Below are 21,211 nucleotides of genomic sequence, written 5' to 3'. Positions count from 1 at the left end.
GAAAGGCGCCAGTCAACACGCGGGTTGTTGCAGCCAGGTTGCAATGGCCTTGCAGTCATCTGGGCGTCATCTGCAACCGGCAGGATTGGCCTTCATTTTCATGACCTTACAGGAGTGGTCGAAATGGGTGGCATCGGAATCTGGCAAATGGTGATCGTACTGCTGATCGTGTTTCTGCTGTTTGGCACCAAGCGCCTCAAAGGCCTGGGCAGCGATGTCGGCGAAGCGATCCAGGGCTTTCGCAAATCCATGGGCGGCGACCATGACGTCAACGCGCCAGGCGCCGCTCAAGTGCAGCAACAGCCACCCGTAGCCACTCAGGCCACGCAGCAGCCACAAGCGGATCGCCAGGCCTGATGTTCGAGATTGGCTTCAGCGAACTCTTGCTGGTCGGCATCGTCGCGCTGCTGGTGCTTGGCCCGGAACGCCTGCCGGTCGCGGCGCGCACCCTGGGCCGCGGCCTGGGGCAGGCACGCCGGGCGATGCATGGCTTGCGCGCGCAGATGCAGCGAGAGCTCGATATGCCCAACCTCGACAGCGCGCGCCTGCAACGCCTGGAACAGGAGATCCGCCAGGGCATCAGCCTCACCGCGGAACCGGCCAATACTGCAGCCCCTACCACCGTTTCCCGCGAGGGCACCCCATGAGCATTGCCCAGGACCCGGCAGCCCCCATGCCCTTGACCGACCACCTGCGCGACCTGCGCAAGCGCCTGGTGCGCTGCCTGTTGCTGCTGGCCGCCGTGTTCGCTGGGCTGTTCCCCTTTGCCCAGCAGCTTTACACCGTGATCTCGGAACCGCTGCGCCGCTTCCTGCCGGAAGGCGCCAGCATGATTGCCACCAGCGTCACCTCCCCGTTCCTCACACCGTTCAAGCTGACGGCGATGTGTGCGCTGTTCGTGGCCATGCCGCTGTTGCTGCACCAGGCCTGGGGCTTTCTCGCTCCGGGCTTGTACCGCCGCGAGCGGCGCATCGCCCTGCCGTTGCTGGTATCGAGCATCGTGCTGTTCTATGCCGGCATGGCCTTCGCGTTCTACCTGGTGTTCCCGATGATGTTCGGCTTTTTTGCCAGCGTGACACCGGATGGTGTGGCCATGATGACCGACATCAGCCAGTACCTGGACTTCATCATGGCGCTGTTCTTGGCGTTCGGCCTGGCCTTCGAGATCCCGGTGGCGACCTTCATCGTGGTGTGGGTGGGGCTGGCCGATGTGGCCACGTTACGGCGCAGCAGGCCATACGTGATCGTCGGGTGCTTCGTGGCTGGGATGATCCTCACCCCACCCGATGTGTTCTCGCAGACCATGCTGGCGGTGCCGATGTGGCTGCTGTTCGAAGTGGGGCTGCTAGCCGGCAAACTGGTTGCCAAGCCTGTGGTAGCACCGGCCGCGTCCACAGCAGGGGAGGTATTCCTACGCAGGTAAAGCTGCAAGATGCTATCTGGTTGGCCCCCCCATCACGCTGGGCGCTCACCTCTGAATGGAACGACGCCCATGCCTCCTGAAAACGACGCCAACACCCCGCTTCTGGAAAGTACCCATGCGCTAGAGCAACTTCGTACCTTTGCCCTGGACACCGAAACAAGCCTGTTTATCTCGCTGTTCATGTCCGCATTTGGCACAGATGTGCCTGTTGAGGTCTACCTGAAACTGCAGTCTGATCTGCATGAAGGGAACCTCGCCAACCCGCTGCATCAGGTTGCAACGCAGCCCGATGCAGCTGCCCGGTTCGACGAGACCACCCACGCGATCCTGGTGTCCGAGGCTGCAATCGAGCAGGCAAGAACCCATGACTACGAAAGCGTCAACTTGCACGCCGCCATGATCAGGGCATTTGGTGAATACCTCAGCAGCATCATAAGGCAGGGCGTTGATACCCCTGCGCTGGAACCAGCCGAAAGGCCAAGTCACGGGGTCGCTTATGCCGCGATGATATTTTTCTGTGGGTCGAAGACGGCAGACGGCACCGCGTTCGCGACTTTCGCGGGCGACGAAATACGCCTGACCCGACCGAACCTTGAGCCTGCTCCCCAGAAAGAACCGTTCTCTGCCGGCGATGGTGGGGGCAAACCCGGTTCTTTCGGCCACGCATCCCTGGAAAAAGGATTGGCCAGTATCGGTTTCACCGATGAAGAACGCAGGAGCATCTATTTTGGCAACTGGCTACGGGATTTCTCCCAGCTGCTTGACCCCAAGCTGGTTCGCCATCCGGACGCACCCAAGAACTTTCCGGCCCTTCTGTCCCGCCATGCGCTGACCCAACTGGTCGATCTTCTGGCACTGAAAGAATTCCACGACCTGCAAGATACGCCGGAACGTCGCAGCGCCTACACCGTAAAGCCAGACATGCTAGGGGTATATCGCCCCTCCGAGCATATCGACAACCCACTGAATCCGGCCACCGATGCGAGCGATCCGCAAGCCATCGATGAGGATTTCGAGCCCCTGGTAACCCACGGCCACGCACTGCTGGAGGTCGACCCGCAACGCTCGATGCCTGCCTACATTGCCAGCGCTGCACGCTATATGTATGAAAAGCTGATAGACGCCATGCAAGCGGGCAATACCATCGAGGGCAGGCGCTACTTCGGCGAGGCGCTGCATTTACTGGAGGATTACTTCGCCCATTCAAACTTCGTCGAACTGTGCCTGCGCAAAAGGCAGCATGACGTATTACCCTGGATTACCCGAGCAGAGTGCAAGCATGGTTTGCCGGTAGTGACCGGCATGTTCGGCGGCCTGGACGTGATCGCCAGCATTGCCGAGCCTGTGAGCAAGATTCTTTTCGAAGTGAAAACCCTAGACTTCAAACGCACGAGTCCGGGATATCGCAGTGAAGCAGAGCAAGTGTTGCTGATACTGCTTGAAGAACATCAGAGTGATAAACCACTTACGTGGCTAAAAACCTATCTTGAATGGCGCGACGAGGCGGCAGCAGATCCGCTGTTTGGTTTGTACCAGGCTGCCAGTTGGCTAGCCGGGCTTCCCCTGACGCTGTTGCAGAATGCAATCAATACCACCCTTCAGGGCATACTCGGATGGGTAGGCGACGGTATTGACGAGCTTCAGACGCTTTCAGGCCACAATCCCAACGAGATAGCTGGCTTGCACCCGACCCACTCGCAGTTGGCGAAAGACCACGACACCCACCCATTTCATGAGTTGGCAGTCTATTTGGCTACCCATGCGGTGCAGGAGGTTGGCCGATCGATGTACCAGTACTGGCAAGGCGACAGTGAGCGAGACCCGGCTTCCGTGGCGATGGGCTTCATCCTTCATCCCAACGATGATGATTGGCATGACGACATCGTCGCCGCTTGGGAGGCAATGGATCGCGAGCGTTCAAGGCGCAACATCCGCCTGGGCAGCAATCTCGGTGAACTGGCAGAGCTGCAGGCGCAACTTGAAAGAGAAGAGCAGGAAAGAGTGAGGGTGTTTGGAGAAAGCTTCCGAAACGCCCCAAATAGCGTTTCGGATATCATCAGCAACGCGTTTCCCTTCGGCTGAACCGTCAGAACGCCTCGAGCCGCCAGACCTCATAGGCCGGCGTCTCGTACGGGTGGCTCTGCTTGAGCGCAGCGACGACCTGAGCGATCAGGTCGTCAGCCACCACCAGTTCCACCTTCCACTCCTCGACCACCTCGACCTGGCCAGCCTGCCCGATGAACGGCTGGCTGCCGCCCAACGGGCGGAACTGGCCCTGGCCCAGGGTCTGCCAGGCGCAGTGGTCGTAGTCGCCGATACGCCCGCCACCGGCGGCGAACACGGCGGCCTTGACCACTTCAACGTGGCTGGCCGGGACGAAGAAGGCGAACTTGTACACGCCTTAGTTAACCCACACCCGCGCATTGCGGAACATACGCATCAGCGCGGCATCTTCCTGCCACTCATCAGGGCGCCAGGAGTTCTGCACGGCGCGGAACATACGCTCCGGGTGCGGCATCATGATGGTCACGCGGCCGTCGCGGCTGGTCAGGCCGGTGATACCACGCGGCGAGCCGTTCGGGTTGGCCGGGTAGGCTTCGGTGACCTTGCCGTGGTTGTCGACGTAGCGCAGGGCCACACAACCGGACAGGTCGGCCGCCAGCAGTGCCTCTTCGCTGGCGAACTCGGCATGGCCTTCACCGTGGGCGATGGCGATCGGCATGCGCGAACCGGCCATGCCCTGCAGGAAGATCGAGTTGGACTTCTGCACCTCGACCATGGCCACACGCGCCTCGAACTGCTCCGAGCGGTTGCGCACGAAGTGCGGCCAGTGCTCGGTACCCGGAATCAGCTCGTGCAGGTTGGACATCATCTGGCAACCGTTGCACACGCCCAGGGCGAAGCTGTCGGTACGCTCGAAGAAGGCCTGGAAGGCATCGCGGGCGCGGCTGTTGAACAGCGCCGACTTGGCCCAGCCTTCACCAGCGCCGAGCACGTCACCGTAGGAGAAGCCACCGCAGGCGACCAGGCCCTTGAAGGCTTCGAAGTCGACACGGCCGGCGAGGATGTCGCTCATGTGCACGTCGATGGCGGCGAAGCCTGCACGGTCGAAGGCGGCAGCCATCTCGACCTGGCCGTTGACGCCCTGCTCGCGCAGGATCGCCACTTGCGGGCGCACGCCCTTCTTGATGTACGGCGCGGCGATGTCATCGTTGACGTCGTAGCCCAGCTTGACCGACAGGCCAGGGTTTTCTTCCTCGAGCAGCAGGTCGAATTCCTGGTCGGCGCAGTCGGCATTGTCGCGCAGGCGCTGGATCTGGTAGCTGGTTTCGGCCCACTGGCGCTGCAGCATGCGACGGTCGTCGTCGAACAGCACTTCGCCGTTGAGGCTGATGGAGACTTCGCCGTTGTTGATCGGCTTGCCGATCACCGCAACGCATTCTTCGCCCAGGCCGGCGGCGCTGAACTGTGCCAGCACGTCCGGGGTAGCATCCTGGCGAACCTGGATGACCGCGCCCAGCTCTTCGTTGAAGAGGATGGCGGCGACGTCGGCCTTGCTGTCGGTCAGCGGGTCGAGTTGCAGGTCGAGGCCGCAGTGGCCGGCGAAGGCCATTTCCAGCACGGTGGTCAGCAGGCCACCGTCGGAACGGTCGTGGTAGGCCAGCAGGTGGCCGTCGGCGTTCAGGCCCTGGATCACGGCAAAGAATGCCTTGAGGTCTTCGGCGTCGTCGACGTCCGGTGCCTGGGCAGCGATCTTGCCGTAGGTCTGGGCCAGGATCGAGGCGCCCATGCGGTTCTTGCCACGGCCCAGGTCGATCAGGATCAGGTCGGTCTCGCCCTTGTCCATGCGCAGCTGCGGGGTCAGGGTCTGGCGAATGTCGGTGACCGGGGCGAAGCCGGTGATGATCAGCGACATCGGCGAGGTGACGCTCTTCTCGACGCCCTCTTCGCTCCACTTGGTCTTCATCGACATCGAGTCTTTGCCGACCGGAATGGTGATGCCCAGCTCCGGGCACAGCTCCATGCCGACAGCCTTGACGGTGTCGTACAGGCGGGCGTCTTCGCCGGGGTGGCCGGCGGCGGACATCCAGTTGGCCGACAGTTTGATGTCGGACAGCTTGTCGATGCGTGCAGCGGCCAGGTTGGTGATGGTCTCGCCAATCGCCATGCGGCCGGAGGCCGGGGCATCCAGCAGCGCCAGCGGGGTACGCTCGCCCATCGCCATGGCTTCGCCGGTGTAGACGTCGAAGCTGGTGGCGGTGACGGCGCAGTCGGCCACCGGAACCTGCCACGGGCCGACCATCTGGTCGCGGGCAACCAGGCCGGTGATGGTGCGGTCGCCGATGGTGATCAGGAAGCTCTTGCTGGCCACGGCCGGGTGGCTGAGCACGCGCTGCACGGCAGCGTCCAGGTCCAGCTGGCTCGGGTCGAAATCATCGCCCAGCTCGGCTTCGCGGGTGACCGAACGGTGCATCCGCGGCGGCTTGCCCAGCAGCACGTCGAGCGGCATGTCCACCGGGGTATTGCCGAAGTGGCTGTCGCTGACGGTCAGGTGCGGTTCTTCAGTCGCTTCACCGACCACGGCAAACGGGCAACGCTCGCGTTCGCAGATGGCCTGGAAGCGCTCGAAATCGACGGCGCTGACCGCCAGCACGTAGCGTTCCTGCGATTCGTTGCTCCAGATTTCGTGCGGGGCCATGCCCGGCTCGTCGTTGGGCACGTTGCGCAGTTCGAAGCGGCCACCGCGGCCACCGTCGTTGACCAGCTCCGGGAAGGCGTTGGAGATACCACCGGCGCCGACGTCGTGGATGAAGGCGATCGGGTTCTTGTCGCCCAGCTGCCAGCAGCGGTCGATGACCTCCTGGCAACGGCGCTCCATTTCCGGGTTTTCGCGCTGCACCGAGGCGAAGTCCAGGTCAGCCGAGCTGGCACCGGTGGCCACCGACGAAGCGGCGCCGCCGCCCAGGCCGATCAGCATGGCCGGGCCGCCGAGCACGATCAGCTTGGCGCCGACAGTGATCTCACCCTTCTGCACGTGGTCTTCACGGATGTTGCCCATGCCGCCGGCAAGCATGATCGGCTTGTGGTAGCCGCGCACTTCTTCACCGTGCGGGGTGTCGATGGCCTGCTCGAAGGTACGGAAGTAGCCGGTCAGGGCCGGACGGCCGAATTCGTTGTTGAACGCGGCGCCACCCAGTGGGCCTTCGATCATGATGTCGAGGGCGTCGACAATGCGCTCAGGCTTGCCGTAGGCCTGCTCCCATGGCTGTTCGAAGCCAGGGATGCGCAGGTTGGACACGGTGAAGCCGGTCAGGCCGGCTTTTGGCTTGGCGCCACGGCCGGTCGCGCCTTCGTCGCGGATTTCGCCGCCGGAGCCGGTGGAGGCGCCGGAGAACGGGGCGATGGCGGTCGGGTGGTTGTGCGTCTCGACCTTCATCAGGATGTGCACCGGCTCCTTCACCGCGCCGTACTGGCGGGTTTCAGGGTTCGGGAAGAAGCGCCCGGCAACGCTGCCGACGATCACCGAGGCGTTGTCCTTGTAGGCCGACAGCACGCCTTCGTTGTGCATCTGGTAGGTGTTCTTGATCATGCCGAACAGGCTCTTTTCCTGAGCCTGGCCGTCGATGTCCCAACTGGCGTTGAAGATCTTGTGGCGGCAGTGCTCGGAGTTGGCCTGGGCGAACATCATCAGTTCGATGTCGTTCGGGTTGCGCTTGAGCCCCTGGAAGGCGTTGACCAGGTAGTCGATCTCGTCTTCGGCCAAGGCCAGGCCCAGGTCGATGTTGGCCTGGGCCAAGGCGGCGCGGCCACCGGCGAGGATGTCGACCGAGGTCATCGGCTTGGGCTGGGCGTGGCTGAACAGGTCGGCTGCCTGCTCCAGCTTGGCCAGCACGCGCTGGGTCATGCGGTCGTGCAGTTCGGCGGCGATCAGCTCGGCGTCGGCGTCGCTCAGGTTGCCGGCCACGTAGTAGGCGATGCCGCGCTCCAGGCGCTGGATCGACTGCAGGCCGCAGTTGTGGGCGATATCGCTGGCCTTGCTGGCCCATGGCGAGATGGTGCCCAGGCGCGGTACGACCAGGAACAGGCGGCCGGTCGGCTCCTGCACCGGCACGCTCGGGCCGTATTTGAGCAGACGGCCCAGCACCTGCTGCTGGTCGGCGGTCAGCTCGCCGTCAACGTCGGCGAAGTGGGCGAATTCGGCATACAAACCAGTAACAGCGGGGACTTTCTGGCTCAGTTGCTCGAGTAATTTACCGTGGCGAAAGGCAGAAAGGGCAGGAGCGCCGCGCAGGATCAACATCGTCGGGACAGCCTCAGGAAGGGGTGTGCTTAGAGGCCGTGCATTCTAGCCTAATTCGACGGCTTTCGGCACCCGCTCTAAGCCATGGCTGCCGGGCGGCGGAACCGGACTTCGGGGTCAGATTTCAGAGGGTTCGCCTTTAGTCATTCAGCGCCTGTGAGATCGAGCGCCGCGCGGGCGGCGCTCGATCTCACAGGCGCTGAATGTGTCGAGGCGGGCACCTGGTGGCCTTGATGCAATCCACCCGCCCCACCACACAACCCTGCTACCAGACAAGCTATCTGTTGTCGAGATATGGCTAGGCCAGTCCTTTGCGTATACTGCAACCTATGTTCGCCCACACTGCTTTGCGCCAACGTTGCGCCAGATGGCTAATCGCAACCGGACTCTTTCTGCTGCTTGGTGCCTGCGTTGAAAAACCCAGCACCCTCGAGCGCGTGAAGGAGGACGGCGTGCTGCGCGTGATCACCCGCAACAGCCCGGCCACCTACTTCCAGGACCGCAACGGCGAAACCGGCTTCGAGTACGAGCTGGTCCAGCATTTCGCCGAGGATCTCGGCGTCAAGCTGCAGATCGAGACCGCCGACAACCTCGACGAACTGTACGACTCGCTCGGCAAGCCTTCCGGCCCGGTGCTGGCAGCGGCCGGGCTGGTCAGCAGTGACCGGCGCAAGGCCCAGGTCAGGTACTCGCACCCTTACCTGGAAGTGACCCCGCAGGTCATCTACCGCAACGGCCGTCCGCGCCCCACCGATGCCAAGGGCCTGGTTGGCAAGAAGATCATGGTGCTCAAGGGCAGCAGCCACGCCGACCAGCTGGCCGAACTGAAAAAGCAGTATCCGGGCCTTGAATACGAGGAATCCGACGCGGTCGAAGTGGTCGACCTGCTGCGCATGGTCGACGAAGGGCAGATCGACCTGACCCTGGTCGACTCCAATGAACTGGCCATGAACCAAGTGTACTTCCCCAACGTGCGGGTCGCCTTCGACCTGGGCGACACCCGCGACCAACGCTGGGCGGTGGCGGCCGGTGATGACAACAGCCTGCTCAACGAGATCAACGCATTCCTCGACAAGGCACAGAAGAACGGCACCCTGCAGCGCCTGAAGGACCGTTACTACGGCCATGTCGACGTCCTTGGCTACGTCGGCGCCTACACCTTCGCTCAGCACCTGCAACAGCGCCTGCCCAAGTACGAGAAGCACTTCAAGAGCTACGCCAAGGTCGAACAGGTCGACTGGCGCCTGCTGGCAGCCATCGGCTACCAGGAATCGATGTGGCAGCCGGAAGTCACCTCCAAGACCGGCGTGCGGGGCCTGATGATGCTGACCCAGCGCACCGCCCAAGCCATGGGCGTGTCCAATCGCCTGGACCCGAAGCAGAGCATCCAGGGCGGTGCCAAGTACTTCATGAAGATCAAGGAAGAGCTCGACGACAGCATCCAGGAGCCGGACCGCACCTGGTTCGCCCTGGCCGCCTACAACGTCGGCACCGGCCACCTGGAAGACGCCCGCACCCTGGCCAAGCGCGAAAAGCTCAACCCGAACAAGTGGCTGGACGTGAAGAAGATGCTGCCGCGCCTGGCGCAGAAGCAGTGGTATCGGCAGACCAAGTACGGCTATGCCCGCGGCGGCGAGCCCGTGCACTTCGTGGCAAACATCCGCCGTTACTACGACATCCTCACCTGGGTGACCCAGCCGCAGCTCGAAGGCCAAGTGGCCGAGGGCAACCTGCATGTGCCCGGGGTGAACAAGGACAAGCCGGCGGATCAGTCGCCGCCGATGTAATAACCGATTGCAGCTTGCCCTCGCCTGAACACACGAATGACATGATTGCAGCCGACTCCATCACGCCGAGCAAGAAATCACAAGTATCGCTACTGGCATAATTGCCAGTTACGCCACGACTGATATTTGTTTAAAACACGTCAGCACACTTGTGCATTCAATCATGGGGATGAACATGAGCAAATTGACCTGTTTACTGTGCGCGCTACTGATCAGCAACCTGGCCCATGCCGAAGTATCGCAAAGTACCAATGGCCAAGTGCAGCTTAAGAAGAAGAACGAAATGTATGCCTGCGCGACGCTGGACATTCAGGAGCGTGACGCGGCCTACATGGGTAACTACCCTTGCAAGAATGATGAAGTTTACGACTTCAAGCTGGAGCAGGCAGTCAAGGGTTCGGTAATCGTGCTGGGTGCAGATAACCCTAAAGGTGCCAAGGACTGTCCGCTCGATGACTGGCTCTTCCACCTGGAGGTGACCAGTGATGCGCCACTGGTCACCGACTGGATTTCAATTGAGAGTTTGAGATTTAAAAGAACCGGTGATGATGTTCTCCCAGGCCTTAAAATGCAGAAGAACCAATACGACCACGGTAACATTGCAGGGAAACTTTCTTGCGTAGATACGCAACCTGCCAGTTAAGCGCGAGCACTCCCTGCTCCGTCATCAGGCAAGAGCAGGGAGTGGCAAACTTCATGGATTTTTTGCCCGGCGGGCCTTGAAGAAGTCGCTCAGGATCTGCCCACACTCTTCCGCCAGCACCCCGCCCTCCACCATCACCCGATGGTTGAGAAAGCCCTGCCCGAAGAACTGCCCCTGGCTCTGCACGATCCCCGCCTTGGGCTCCAGCGCACCGAACACCACCCTGGCCACGCGCGAATGCACGATCAGCCCCGCACACATGCTGCACGGCTCCAATGTCACGTAGAGGGTGCTGCCTGGCAGCCTGTAGTTGCTGGCAGCCTTGGCCGCCGCGCGAATGGCCACCATTTCGGCGTGGGCGCTGGGGTCGCTGTCGACGATTGGCCGGTTGAAGCCCTGGCCGATCACCTGCCCATGCTGCACCAGTAAGGCGCCCACCGGCACCTCGCCCATGGCCGCGCCCTCGGCGGCCAGGGCCAGGGCCAGGCGCATGAATTCCTGATCGCGGCTGCGATCGATGATCTGCGGCCGCATCAGACCACCGCGATCGCGGCCATCAGGCCGGTTTCCATGTGGTCGATGACGTGGCAGTGGAACATCCAGGTGCCCGGGTTATCCGCCACCAGTGCAACCTGGGCACGCTCGTTCTTGCCCAGCAGGTAGGTATCGGTGAAATAAGGTTCGGGGATTTGCCGGCGATTGGAGCCGATCACCTTGAAACTCATGCCGTGCAGGTGCACCGGGTGCTGGTACTGGGTCATGTTCTTCAGCTCGAAGATGTAGCTCTTGCCCTTTTTCAGCGTGGCGATCGGCCGGTCGGCGCAGGTCTTGTCGGTGATGTCCCAGGCCTGGCCGTTGATCTGCCACATGCTCGACGGTTTGTCCGGATCGCCGGTGACCGAGACAGTCGCCGCCCATTCGAAATTGAAGTTCAGCTTCTCGGCATTCTCCAGGTCCGGCTCGGCAATCGGGTTCGCCGGCAGGGCCTTGGGCCACTCGCCCGGTGCTTCGTTGCTGGCCACCGAGCGCAAGGTGCCCAGGCGCACGAAACCGTCGCGCAGGGAAATTTCCTCGCCCGCCTGGGGAATGCGGATGGCCAGGCAGATGCGCATGCCCGGGCCGAGCCAGTATTCGTCATCCAGCGGACGCGGGGTCACCGGGTTACCGTCGAGGGCATAGATTTTCGCCTCGCAGTTGCCCTTGAGGTTGAGGCGGTAGGTCCAGGTGTTGTCCAGGTTGAGCAGGCGCACGCGCACCACCTGCCCGGCCGGCAACTCGGTGACCGAGTCGGCCTGCCCATTGATGGTAATCAGCCGCCCGGCGGTGCCGTTGCGCGCGGCCTCGCGGGGGATGCTGAAGGGCAGCCAGGCGCCCTGCTCGTCGACGTGCCAGTTCTTCAGGCTCAGGGTGCGCTCGTGGTTGAACCCGGTGGGCTCGCGCTCCTCGACAATCAGCGGGCCGACCAGGCCACGGCCAAGCTCTTCGGAGCTGCTGACATGGGGGTGGTACCAGTAGCTGCCGGCATCCGGCACACGGAACTTGTAGTCGAAGTATTCGCCCGGCTTTACCGGCAGCTGCGAAACGTAGGGCACGCCGTCCATTTCCAGCGGCAGGCGGATACCATGCCAGTGGATGGTGGTTTCCACCGGCAGGTGGTTGATGAAGCGCACCCGCAACCAGGTGCCCTGACGCACCCGCAGCTCGGTACCCGGTGCCGACGGGCCGAAGGCCCAGGCTTCGGTCTTGAAGCCCGGTACCAGCTCGACGTCCAGCGGCGCGGCGATCAGCTCGTAGTCATGCCCGGCATTGTCGTCCTCGACCTTGCCCAGCCAGTAACGTGCCGCGCCACCGGCGCCCAGGCCAACTACAACCAGGCCGGTCAGGCCCTTGAGCATTTGTCGACGGGTGAAGGACATCGCTGCGGGTACCTCATATTCTGCGCAATCAAGCTGCCAGCAGTGGCTGGCGATGAAGGGCGAATACGATACACCTGCAATTGAGAAATATTAAGTGAAGTGTGCTGGACGCCGGGTTTCACAGCAATATTTATGGCCTCTCGGTCGAGCATGTAGATCACGCTGGCGCATCATCAAGCCCCGCGAGACAAACCATGGCCCTCACCGAACAGCAGCAACAAGACCAGGTTGCGTTGAAACGCATTGCCACAGCGCTGAATGTCGCTTGCCCCGACATGGTACAAATGGCACGTGAAGCCGCCTTGGCACTGCTAGCCCGTCACCGGCTCGACACGTTGGAACCTGACCAGGTCTACTTGCATCGTTTCCATGAAGCCGTCAGCAGCCCGCGCACCTTCACTGGCTGGCAGCATTTCACCCCACCCTTCGAATCGATGACGCTCGTGCAACTGGTCATGTACCGCTTTACCGCTGCCGAGCAAGATGCAAGCGACTTGCTGAGTACCTATTCGGGCTTCTACGCCAAGGGGCCTGGCGAAGCTATCTATGACGAGCACAACGAAATACGGCTGTTGCCAAAAGATGCACTCGACTACTTCTGGGAAATCGATTTCCGTAGCCGCTTCGAGCTACGCGCCAGCGAATTCTGCGCCAAACACGGCGACGACTTGCGCACCATGGCGAAAGCCACATTCCTCGCAGAGGCGCTGCAAATCTGCAAGCACGCCGGCAATAGTGCGCTGGCCACACGCGTCCAGCAAGCCGCCAAGGCCTTGGCCGGTGAGCACGACGGCGCAGTCACCCTGCAATATCTTCGCCAGTCGACACTGCCAGCCCACGGCGTAAGTGTCTACGCGTTCAGCATCGGTGAGCGCATCTCCAGCGATATCCTGAGAATCGTCTTTGCAGATGGCCAGCAACTGCTCTACGTGCCGAGCCAACTGCAGGCATTTCACCTGTTCGTCAGCGATCGCGAGCTTCACGCCTGGGTCCTGGCAAACACCCTCGAGCCTTTGCAGAAAGCGCGGCTGATGAGCCATTTTCCGCTAGCCGAGCATCAGCCCAGTGCTGCCCACAAGACGGTGGATTTCTTCTCCCACTATGCGGCCATAGGCCTGGGCGGCCTGTTCGAGATCATGCGGCGACAGTGGAATGCCGCCGAGATCGGCGGTGTCGACAAACCGGATACGCCCCTGCACATCGACGCCTTCAGCCACTTAAGCCAAGCTGCACAGCAGCGAATGACCGACGATGCACAGTTTGCGTTGCACTCCAACTGGGATATCCGCAAGGACATGCTGCGCGGCTACCTGAGGGCCGGCCTGAAGGTGTTCGGCCCGCTCACGGTGCTGGCCTCGCCGGTAGCACTGGCATGCGCGGGTGCCGGGGCCGCCCTGATCACCCTGGATATCGACGAGGCATACAACGGCCACAATAGCGCTGAACGCCAGGCCGCCGTGGAGAATGCCCTCTTCGATATCATCGACACCTTGCAGTTCGGATTAGCCGCCGTCAGCGGTGCCGGCGCAGTTACCCCGGAAGCGGGCGATGTCGTTCCGCCCATGGAGACCCCGGTCGAACCGGTTCCGCCTGCAGAACTGGAGCCTGCGACCCAGGAGGAAATCGACATCTGGGTACCCAAGGCCTTTCAGCCAGGCGAACTGAACGACCCACTTGCGGCACTGCAGAGCAACGACATCGTCACCAGCACACCCGGCAGCGCAACGCTGGAGGGCATTCACACCCAGGATGGCAAATTCTATGTGATGGTCGCCGACCTGACCTACCAAGTGCGCTATGTCGGCGAGTTGAAGACCTGGGTCATCGTCGACCCCGAGAACCCCTTCGCTTTCCGTCAGAGTGTACCCATCATTCGGGATGCCGACGGCTCCTGGAAACCACAGCCTACCCTCGGGCTCAAAGGCGGCACGCCAAGATTCCTGCTCAAGGCATGGGGGCGCCTGCAGCCCCGACCGGCACTGGCGCCATTGGGGCTGGAGCTTTACACCCTGACTGAAGACGAGCGCTTGCAACTCAAGCCATTCGCACTGGAAAACGAGAACCCTTCCGGCCTCATGCAGTACTCCGATACCCCCTTGACCAGGCCGTATCACCGAGCGCTCGGGCAAATGACCCGTGACGTCAATGCGTTCTACGATCAGGTACAACTGCCAATACGTCCTGCATTACCGGCTTTCGCGCCCAGCGCCAATGCCCGGCAAATCATCGCCAGCCTGTATGAAGAAAACCAGGGACTGGTACTCGGTGAGTCCCACAACGAAGAGTGCGCCAGACAGTTCCTGACTCAGAACATGCGACAGCTCAAACGCCGGGGCGTGAACGTGTTGTACTCGGAGCACTTCATGATCGACTACCAGCAGGCCGACATGGACGTGTTCAATCGAACCGGGGTACTGCCAGCCGAACTGAAAACCTATGTCGAAGCCTGGGATGCAGAAGCGCAGTTGCGAGAGACCACCCGGACGATCAGGTACACCCTCAAGCGAGTGCTGTACGAAGCCTATGCCCAGAACATTCGGGTGCAAGGCATCGACACCATGGTCGGCTACCGCATGGGCTGGGAGATGGGCCCTCCTTTCAACGCTGCTCGCCAGCGCATGATGAACTACACGGCCCAGCGGATCATGACGGCCGACCAAGCCCAACGCGGCCCATCGAAATGGGTGGCGCTGATGGGCAACACACACGCCAACACATTCGAGCGCGTGCCCGGGGTGAGCGAACTGCAGGGCTGCATCGGCCTGCGTGTGGTGGGTGTGCCCCGCCCCAGTCGCTTGAGTATCGGCGTCGATCCAGGCCTTGAGATTGACGAAGAGTTCGTGCAGAGCGACCTCTTGCTGTCGGTTCCGTCTGGCCGCGCTTGAGTTAGGCGTTCGTCCCGCCTGCCAACGGCAGGCGACTCTCAGTTCAAGGAATTCCTCATGGCACAGCACCTACTGATCCCTGTCGCAGAACAGCAACTGCGCGCATTGGTCCTGCCACTAGTCAACGCCTGCCCTGACATGCGCCAACTGGCACGGGATGTGGCAAAACGCATTCTGAGGAAGCACGGGCACGCTGAACTCGACCCGGATGATGTCTACCTCAACCGCTTCATGGCAGCGCAAAGCAGCCCCTACACCTTCAGCGGCTGGCAACACCATGACGCCCCTTTCGAATCCTATAGTTTGCCGCAACTGGTCATGCACCGCTTCAATGTCGAGGATCAGGACAACAGCGACCTGCTCAGCTATCTTGCAGGCTTTTACCTGCAAGGGCCGGGCGCCGAGGTTTATGACGAGCACAACGAAGTGCCCATCGCCCCCAAGGATGTGCTGGATGACTTCTGGCAAATCGACTTCAGCAGTCAGTACCACCAGCGGCTTGCGGACTTTTGGCAAAACCATGCCCAGGACTACCGCACCCTTGCCAAGATCAATTTTCTCAGTAAAGTTCTGGAGGTCTGTGCGCATGTCCCGCACAGCGCCCTGGCCGATTGCGCGCGCCAGGTGGCTCAGGCCCTCACCGGCCATGCTCCAGGCCCGCTCACGCTAGAACAACTCCTTGAGCAGCATGTGCCCGATACCGGCATCCGTGTCTGTACGTTCGACATTGGCGGCTACGTGGCCAGTGACTTCCTGCGCATCGAGATGGAGGATGGCCGGCAATTGCTCTACACCTGCGGCGATGACGAGTGCCTGCATCTGTTCGCCACGCGCAAGGAACTGTACTGGTGGGTGCTGATCAACACCAATCAAGCGGGTAATCGAGCCCGGTTCCTCAGTCATTTCCCGGCCGAGACCCATGCACAGAAGGCAGACAGCGCTGGCTTGAACCACTTGATCGACTTGCTGTTCTTCAATTGGGGCGGTGATGACCATCACGCCCTCAACCAACTGGACCGCGAGCTCTCAGGTGATGCTTTCAGCGCTCTGCGCGACAGCATGCGACAGCGCATGATTGACGACGCACACTTCACCTTGCGCTCCAACGGCGATCTGCGCAAACAGATGTGGATTGGTTACCTGAAAGCCTTTGGCCAGATCGCCGCACCACTTGCCGCGCTGGATTGGCCGATAGCCTTGGCCGCCGTGGGTGCAGGGCTTGCCGAAACCGGGCTGAACATTGATCAGGCGGTCAATGGCCACACCACCAGTGAACGCCATACCGGAACGGTCGGAGCAATTTTCGCGGCGGTCGACACCTTGTTCAACGCAACGCTGCTGGCCAGTGCGGGTGCAGGCGTCGCAGAGGGTGAGCTCCCCGGCACCCTCGCCGAACCGCAACCTGCCCCTGTCACACCGGCCGAGCCTAACCCCGGGCCGGCATCGCCCGCAGATATCCAGGCCTGGATTCCCAAGCCATATCAGGCGACACCTGCCGATTCGATCCTGTCACCGTTCGGCAGCAACGAAGTACTCAGCGTCGAACCTGGTAGCGGTGATCTTGCAGGTATCTACTCTCAGAATGGTCATTTCTATGTGCTGATCGACGATCAACCCTACCAGGTCCGCCTTATCGCTGAAATGAAGACCTGGGTAGTCATCGACCCGGAAAACCCTTTTTCCTTTTATCGCAACGTGCCGCTGCGCAGAACTGCCGAGGGCGGCTGGCAGCCACTGGAGCGGGCCGTGCTGCGCGGTGGCGGCCTGACAGATGACATGCTCAGACTGTGGGGAAAACATTCGTCGGGAGCAGCGCCGACGCCATTACCGCCCACGCCATACGAAGTACCGGAAGAGCTGCAACCGATATTGAAACCCTATGCAGAAAACCCCGGCCATGAGCAGGTGCTGAGCGGCATCAAGATATCGATGGATACCCGGATAGACCCTGCAACCGCCGAGTTCAGAAACCTGCGCGATATACTGGCCAAGGATGCGCAGCAATACCTCGCCTCGGTGGAGCCACCCGCCCGCCCGGACATACCAGCGCTCGCTCGTAATGCGTCGGCAAAAGAGATAATCCGTAGCCTGTATGAAAGCAGCGACGGGATGGTTATTGGTGAGAGTCATTCGCAGCTGGGGAGCAAACGGTTCTTGATTGACAATATGTCGGCGCTCAAGAAAGCCAAAGTCAAGGTGCTGTACGTCGAGCACTTCATGACCGACTTCAATCAGGCCGGCCTGGAGGCGTTTCAGCGCAGCGGCAAGATGCCCACTGAATTACAGCGTTATGTCCGAGACCTTGACAGAGGCTACGGTATTGACCAGGCCAGTCGGTACTCGTTCGAGAGCGTATTGCGGGCCGCTCAGAAACTTGGCATCCGCATCCAATCCATAGACTGCATGGCCAGTTACCGGCAAGCGTGGGAATACGCCCCGTCATCAGTGATCCGCCAACAGATGATGAACTTCTATGCTCACGAAATCATTCAGGCTGATCAGGCAATCCGGGGTTCGAGCAAATGGGTCGCCCTGATGGGCAACTCCCATGGCAATACGTTCGAGGGCGTGTTGGGCGTAAGTGAACTCCAGGGCGCGATCGGTCTGCGTGTGGAGGATATCCAGCTAGGCCATGTCGGCGGTATCGAGATCGACCCTGGCCTGACGGTCCTGCAGGACGACTTGAGTGTGCGTAGCGTGAAAGGCGACCTGCGCCTGCAAGTCCCGATCGCCGTGGGCCCACCCGCCAAAGGCAACCTGGAAACCGTGCTGGCCAGCAAAGGCGCATTTGCCTTCGACATCATCGAGGATCGACTGGCACTCATCCATCGCAGCAACGATGGGCAATTGAAGTACACACCGATCATCCAGGATGGTCAGCATGTCTACATCACCCGACCCGGCTGGCCATGGGTCAGCGGGCGACGCTTGCGCGACTTGAGTGAATTGCGTACAGCGCTCCAACATCACGGCTTGCACTACAAGCTCAGGTGATCACGACGCCAGAGACGACAAGGGCGCCTTGCGGCGCCCTTGTGGCTCAACTCATTCCCACTCGATGGTGGCTGGCGGCTTGCTCGACACGTCGTAGGTAACGCGGGAGATACCGTCGATTTCGTTGATGATACGGCCGCTGACGGTTTCCAGCAGCTCGTATGGCAGATGCGCCCAGCGCGCGGTCATGAAGTCCACGGTCTCGACGGCACGCAGGGCAACGACCCAGGCGTAGCGACGGCCGTCGCCAACGACACCGACCGACTTGACCGGCTGGAACACCACGAATGCCTGGCTGGTCTTGTGGTACCAGTCAGCCTTGCGCAGTTCCTCGATGAAGATGTGGTCGGCACGACGCAGGATGTCGGCGTATTCCTTCTTCACTTCACCCAGGATACGCACGCCCAGGCCCGGGCCCGGGAACGGGTGGCGGTAGACCATGTCGTACGGCAGGCCCAGTTCCAGACCGATCTTGCGCACTTCGTCCTTGAACAGTTCACGCAGCGGCTCGACCAGCTTGAGGTTCATTTCCTCCGGCAGGCCACCGACGTTGTGGTGCGACTTGATCACGTGGGCCTTGCCGCTCTTGGCACCGGCCGACTCGATCACGTCCGGGTAGATGGTGCCCTGGGCGAGGAACTGGATGTTCTCCAGCTTGCTGGCTTCGGCATCGAAGATGTCGATGAAGGTGCGGCCGATGATCTTACGCTTCTTCTCAGGGTCCGCTTCGCCTTCCAGGTTGTCGAGGAACTGCTTTTCAGCGTCGGCGCGGATGACCTTGACGCCCATGTTCTCCTTGAACATGGCCATCACCTGGTCGCCTTCGTGCAGACGCAGCAGGCCGTTGTCGACGAAGACGCAGGTCAGCTGGTCGCCGATGGCGCGGTGCAGCAGCGCGGCAACTACCGAGCTGTCAACGCCGCCGGACAGGCCCAGCAGGACGTTGGCCGAGCCGACTTGCTCACGCACCTGGGCGATGGCGTCTTCGACGATGTTGGACGGGGTCCACAGGGCTTCACAGCCGCAGATGTCCTGCACGAAGCGGGACAGGATGCGACCGCCCTGCTTGGTGTGGGTCACTTCCGGGTGAAACTGCACGCCGTAGTAGCCGCGCGAATCGTCGAACATGCCGGCGATCGGGCAGCTCGGAGTGCTGGCCAGCACGTGGAAGTTGCCTGGCATCTGGGTGACCTTGTCGCCGTGGCTCATCCACACGTCCAGGCCCAGCACGCCGTCATCGTCAACGTGGTCTTCGATGCCGTCGAGCAGGCGGCTCTTGCCGACCACATCAACGCGGGCATAACCGAACTCACGCAGGTCGGAACCTTCGACCTTGCCGCCCATCTGCTCGGCCATGGTCTGCATGCCGTAGCAGATACCCAGCACCGGCACGTTCAGGTCGAACACCGCCTGCGGGGCACGCGGGCTGTTGGCTTCGTGGACCGACTCGGGGCCGCCGGCGAGGATGATGCCGCGCGGGTTGAATTCGCGGATCGCTTCATCGTCCATGTCGAACGGGTGCAGCTCGCAGTACACGCCGATTTCGCGCACGCGGCGGGCGATCAGCTGGGTGTACTGGGAACCGAAATCGAGGATCAGGATACGGTGAGCGTGAATGTCGAGGGCCATGACTCAATCTCGTCAGTGGAAATCGGAAACGACGCGGGGCTGTCATGACAGCCCCGCTTGCAAGTTTTGCTGGAAGCCTCAGCCTACGCGGTAGTTAGGGGCTTCTTTGGTGATCTGCACGTCATGCACGTGGGACTCGGCCATGCCGGCACCGGTGATGCGCACGAATTCCGGCTTGGTGCGCATCTCTTCGATGGTCGCGCTGCCGGTGTAGCCCATGGACGAACGCAGGCCGCCCATCAGCTGGTGGATGATCGCGGCCAGGGCGCCCTTGTAAGGAACGCGGCCTTCGATGCCTTCCGGTACCAGCTTCTCGGCGCCGGCCGAGGAGTCCTGGAAGTAACGGTCGGACGAGCCTTGCGCCTGTGCCATGGCACCCAGCGAGCCCATGCCGCGGTAGGCCTTGTAGGAACGGCCCTGGAACAGCTCGACTTCGCCCGGTGCTTCTTCGGTACCGGCGAACATCGAACCCATCATCACGCAGGAAGCACCGGCAACGATGGCCTTGGACAGGTCACCGGAGAAGCGGATACCGCCGTCGGCGATCAGTGGCACGCCAGTGCCTTCCAGTGCAGCGGCGACGTTGGCAATGGCGCTGATCTGCGGCACGCCGACACCGGCAACGATGCGGGTGGTGCAGATCGAGCCTGGGCCGATACCGACCTTGACGGCGTCGGCGCCAGCTTCGGCCAGGGCCTTGGCCGCAGCGCCGGTGGCGATGTTGCCGCCGATCACCTGCACTTGCGGGTAGGTTTCCTTGACCCAGCGAACGCGGTCGATAACGCCTTTGGAGTGACCGTGAGCGGTGTCGACAACCACCACGTCAACGCCGGCGGCAACCAGGGCGGCAACGCGCTCGCCGGTGTCCTTGCCGGTGCCGACCGCAGCGCCGACGCGCAGGCGACCCTGGTCGTCCTTGCTGGCCAGCGGGTAGGCCTTGGCCTTTTCGATGTCCTTGACGGTCATCATGCCCTTGAGGCTGAACTTGTCGTCAACGATCAGGACTTTTTCCAGGCGGTGCTTGTGCAGCAGCTCGCGGACTTCGTTCTTGTCGGCGCCTTCGCGGACGGTGACCAGACGCTCTTTCGGCGTCATCACGTCGCGGACCTTGGCGTCCAAGCGGTTTTCGAAGCGCACGTCACGGGAGGTGACGATGCCGACCAGGTCGCCGTTCGCCAGTACTGGAACGCCGGAGATGTTGTTCAGGCGGGTCAGCTCGAACAGGTCGCGCACGGTGGCGTCGGCGTCGATGGTGATCGGGTCCTTGACCACGCCAGCCTCGAACTTCTTGACCTTGCGCACTTCGCCGGCCTGCTGTTCGATGGTCATGTTCTTGTGGATGATGCCGATGCCGCCTTCCTGGGCCATGGCAATGGCCAGGCGCGCTTCGGTCACGGTATCCATGGCAGCGGAAACCAGCGGAATGTTCAGCTCGATGCCACGAGTCAAACGGGTCTTGAGACTGACTTCATTGGGCAGTACCTCGGAGTAGCCAGGTACAAGGAGGATATCGTCGAAGGTCAGGGCTTCTTGGCTGATACGCAGCATCGCGGGGGCTCCCGGGCGGGAAAAATGGAAGCGCGCCATTATACTCATGCACGGCGCGCCGCTCAATGCAAAATAAGGGCCTTCG

At 61.7% G+C, this 21,211-nt stretch carries 14 protein-coding genes; 8 read left to right on the top strand and 6 right to left on the bottom strand.

All coding sequences use genetic code 11. The annotated features are described in order from the left end of the window. Positions 1-123 precede the first annotated feature (123 nt). The 4 genes from tatA (at position 124) to ACIPZ8_RS08080 (ending at position 3,505) form a co-directional block, all read left to right on the top strand. A complete protein-coding gene (gene tatA / locus ACIPZ8_RS08095) occupies positions 124-357 on the top strand; it encodes a twin-arginine translocase TatA/TatE family subunit (protein WP_400721300.1) in 234 nt (77 codons plus the stop codon). Continuing rightward, complete coding sequence (tatB, locus tag ACIPZ8_RS08090) at positions 357-647, top strand: Sec-independent protein translocase protein TatB (RefSeq protein WP_400721297.1); 291 nt, start codon at positions 357-359, stop codon at positions 645-647. Before tatA ends, tatB begins: the two co-directional genes overlap by 1 nt. Then, entirely contained in the window at positions 644-1,423 is a 780-nt protein-coding gene (tatC, locus tag ACIPZ8_RS08085; protein WP_400721294.1) for a twin-arginine translocase subunit TatC, read from the top strand. Before tatB ends, tatC begins: the two co-directional genes overlap by 4 nt. Positions 1,424-1,492: 69 nt before the next feature. Then, complete coding sequence (locus ACIPZ8_RS08080) at positions 1,493-3,505, top strand: HET-C-related protein (protein WP_400721291.1); 2,013 nt, start codon at positions 1,493-1,495, stop codon at positions 3,503-3,505. Between the two features lie 4 nt (positions 3,506-3,509). On the opposite strand, the gene ACIPZ8_RS08075 is transcribed toward ACIPZ8_RS08080, so the two are convergent. Together ACIPZ8_RS08075 and purL are read right to left on the bottom strand one after the other, a co-directional pair. Beyond that, the gene (locus ACIPZ8_RS08075; protein ID WP_400721288.1) at positions 3,510-3,821 is read right to left on the bottom strand and encodes an NGG1p interacting factor NIF3; all 312 of its coding nucleotides are present in this window, start codon (positions 3,819-3,821) and stop codon (positions 3,510-3,512) included. A gap of 3 nt (positions 3,822-3,824) precedes the next feature. Beyond that, a complete protein-coding gene (purL, locus tag ACIPZ8_RS08070) occupies positions 3,825-7,724 on the bottom strand; it encodes a phosphoribosylformylglycinamidine synthase (protein ID WP_400721285.1) in 3,900 nt (1,299 codons plus the stop codon). Between the two features lie 329 nt (positions 7,725-8,053). On the opposite strand from purL, the gene mltF reads away from it, so the two are divergent. Both mltF and ACIPZ8_RS08060 read left to right on the top strand, forming a co-directional pair. Further along, the gene (gene mltF, locus ACIPZ8_RS08065; protein ID WP_400721282.1) at positions 8,054-9,511 is read left to right on the top strand and encodes a membrane-bound lytic murein transglycosylase MltF; all 1,458 of its coding nucleotides are present in this window, start codon (positions 8,054-8,056) and stop codon (positions 9,509-9,511) included. Between the two features lie 175 nt (positions 9,512-9,686). Then, positions 9,687-10,154 carry a hypothetical protein gene (locus ACIPZ8_RS08060; protein ID WP_400721279.1) on the top strand — a complete coding sequence of 156 codons (468 nt, stop codon included), beginning with the start codon at positions 9,687-9,689 and terminating at the stop codon, positions 10,152-10,154. A gap of 51 nt (positions 10,155-10,205) precedes the next feature. On the opposite strand, the gene tadA is transcribed toward ACIPZ8_RS08060, so the two are convergent. Both tadA and ACIPZ8_RS08050 read right to left on the bottom strand, forming a co-directional pair. After that, on the bottom strand, positions 10,206-10,688 hold the full coding sequence (gene tadA, locus ACIPZ8_RS08055; RefSeq protein WP_400721276.1) for a tRNA adenosine(34) deaminase TadA: 483 nt from the start codon (positions 10,686-10,688) through the stop codon (positions 10,206-10,208). Next, positions 10,688-12,070: a multicopper oxidase family protein gene (locus ACIPZ8_RS08050; protein WP_400721273.1), complete on the bottom strand. Its 1,383-nt coding sequence runs from the start codon at positions 12,068-12,070 to the stop codon at positions 10,688-10,690. The genes tadA and ACIPZ8_RS08050 overlap by 1 nt, the downstream gene beginning before the upstream one ends. 194 nt (positions 12,071-12,264) lie before the next feature. Here ACIPZ8_RS08050 and ACIPZ8_RS08045 point away from each other — a divergent pair, with 194 nt between their 5' ends. Together ACIPZ8_RS08045 and ACIPZ8_RS08040 are read left to right on the top strand one after the other, a co-directional pair. Continuing rightward, entirely contained in the window at positions 12,265-14,955 is a 2,691-nt protein-coding gene (locus ACIPZ8_RS08045) for a dermonecrotic toxin domain-containing protein (protein ID WP_400721271.1), read from the top strand. A gap of 57 nt (positions 14,956-15,012) precedes the next feature. Then, positions 15,013-17,949 (top strand): dermonecrotic toxin domain-containing protein, encoded by a 2,937-nt coding sequence (locus ACIPZ8_RS08040; protein ID WP_400721268.1) that lies wholly within the window; start codon positions 15,013-15,015, stop codon positions 17,947-17,949. Positions 17,950-18,000: 51 nt separating this feature from the next. Here ACIPZ8_RS08040 and guaA read toward each other — a convergent pair whose 3' ends face one another. Beyond that, positions 18,001-19,578 carry a glutamine-hydrolyzing GMP synthase gene (gene guaA / locus ACIPZ8_RS08035; protein WP_105946886.1) on the bottom strand — a complete coding sequence of 526 codons (1,578 nt, stop codon included), beginning with the start codon at positions 19,576-19,578 and terminating at the stop codon, positions 18,001-18,003. A 78-nt stretch (positions 19,579-19,656) separates the two neighbouring features. Then, positions 19,657-21,126, bottom strand: a complete 1,470-nt coding sequence (guaB, locus tag ACIPZ8_RS08030) for an IMP dehydrogenase (protein WP_392523648.1) — start codon at positions 21,124-21,126, stop codon at positions 19,657-19,659. Positions 21,127-21,211: the final 85 nt, after the last annotated feature.

The sequence above is a fragment of the Pseudomonas sp. NPDC089422 genome (assembly GCF_044749405.1).
Classification (GTDB): domain Bacteria; phylum Pseudomonadota; class Gammaproteobacteria; order Pseudomonadales; family Pseudomonadaceae; genus Aquipseudomonas.
Note: the sequence above shows the minus strand (reverse complement) of the source record. Positions and strands in the feature narration are given on the sequence as shown.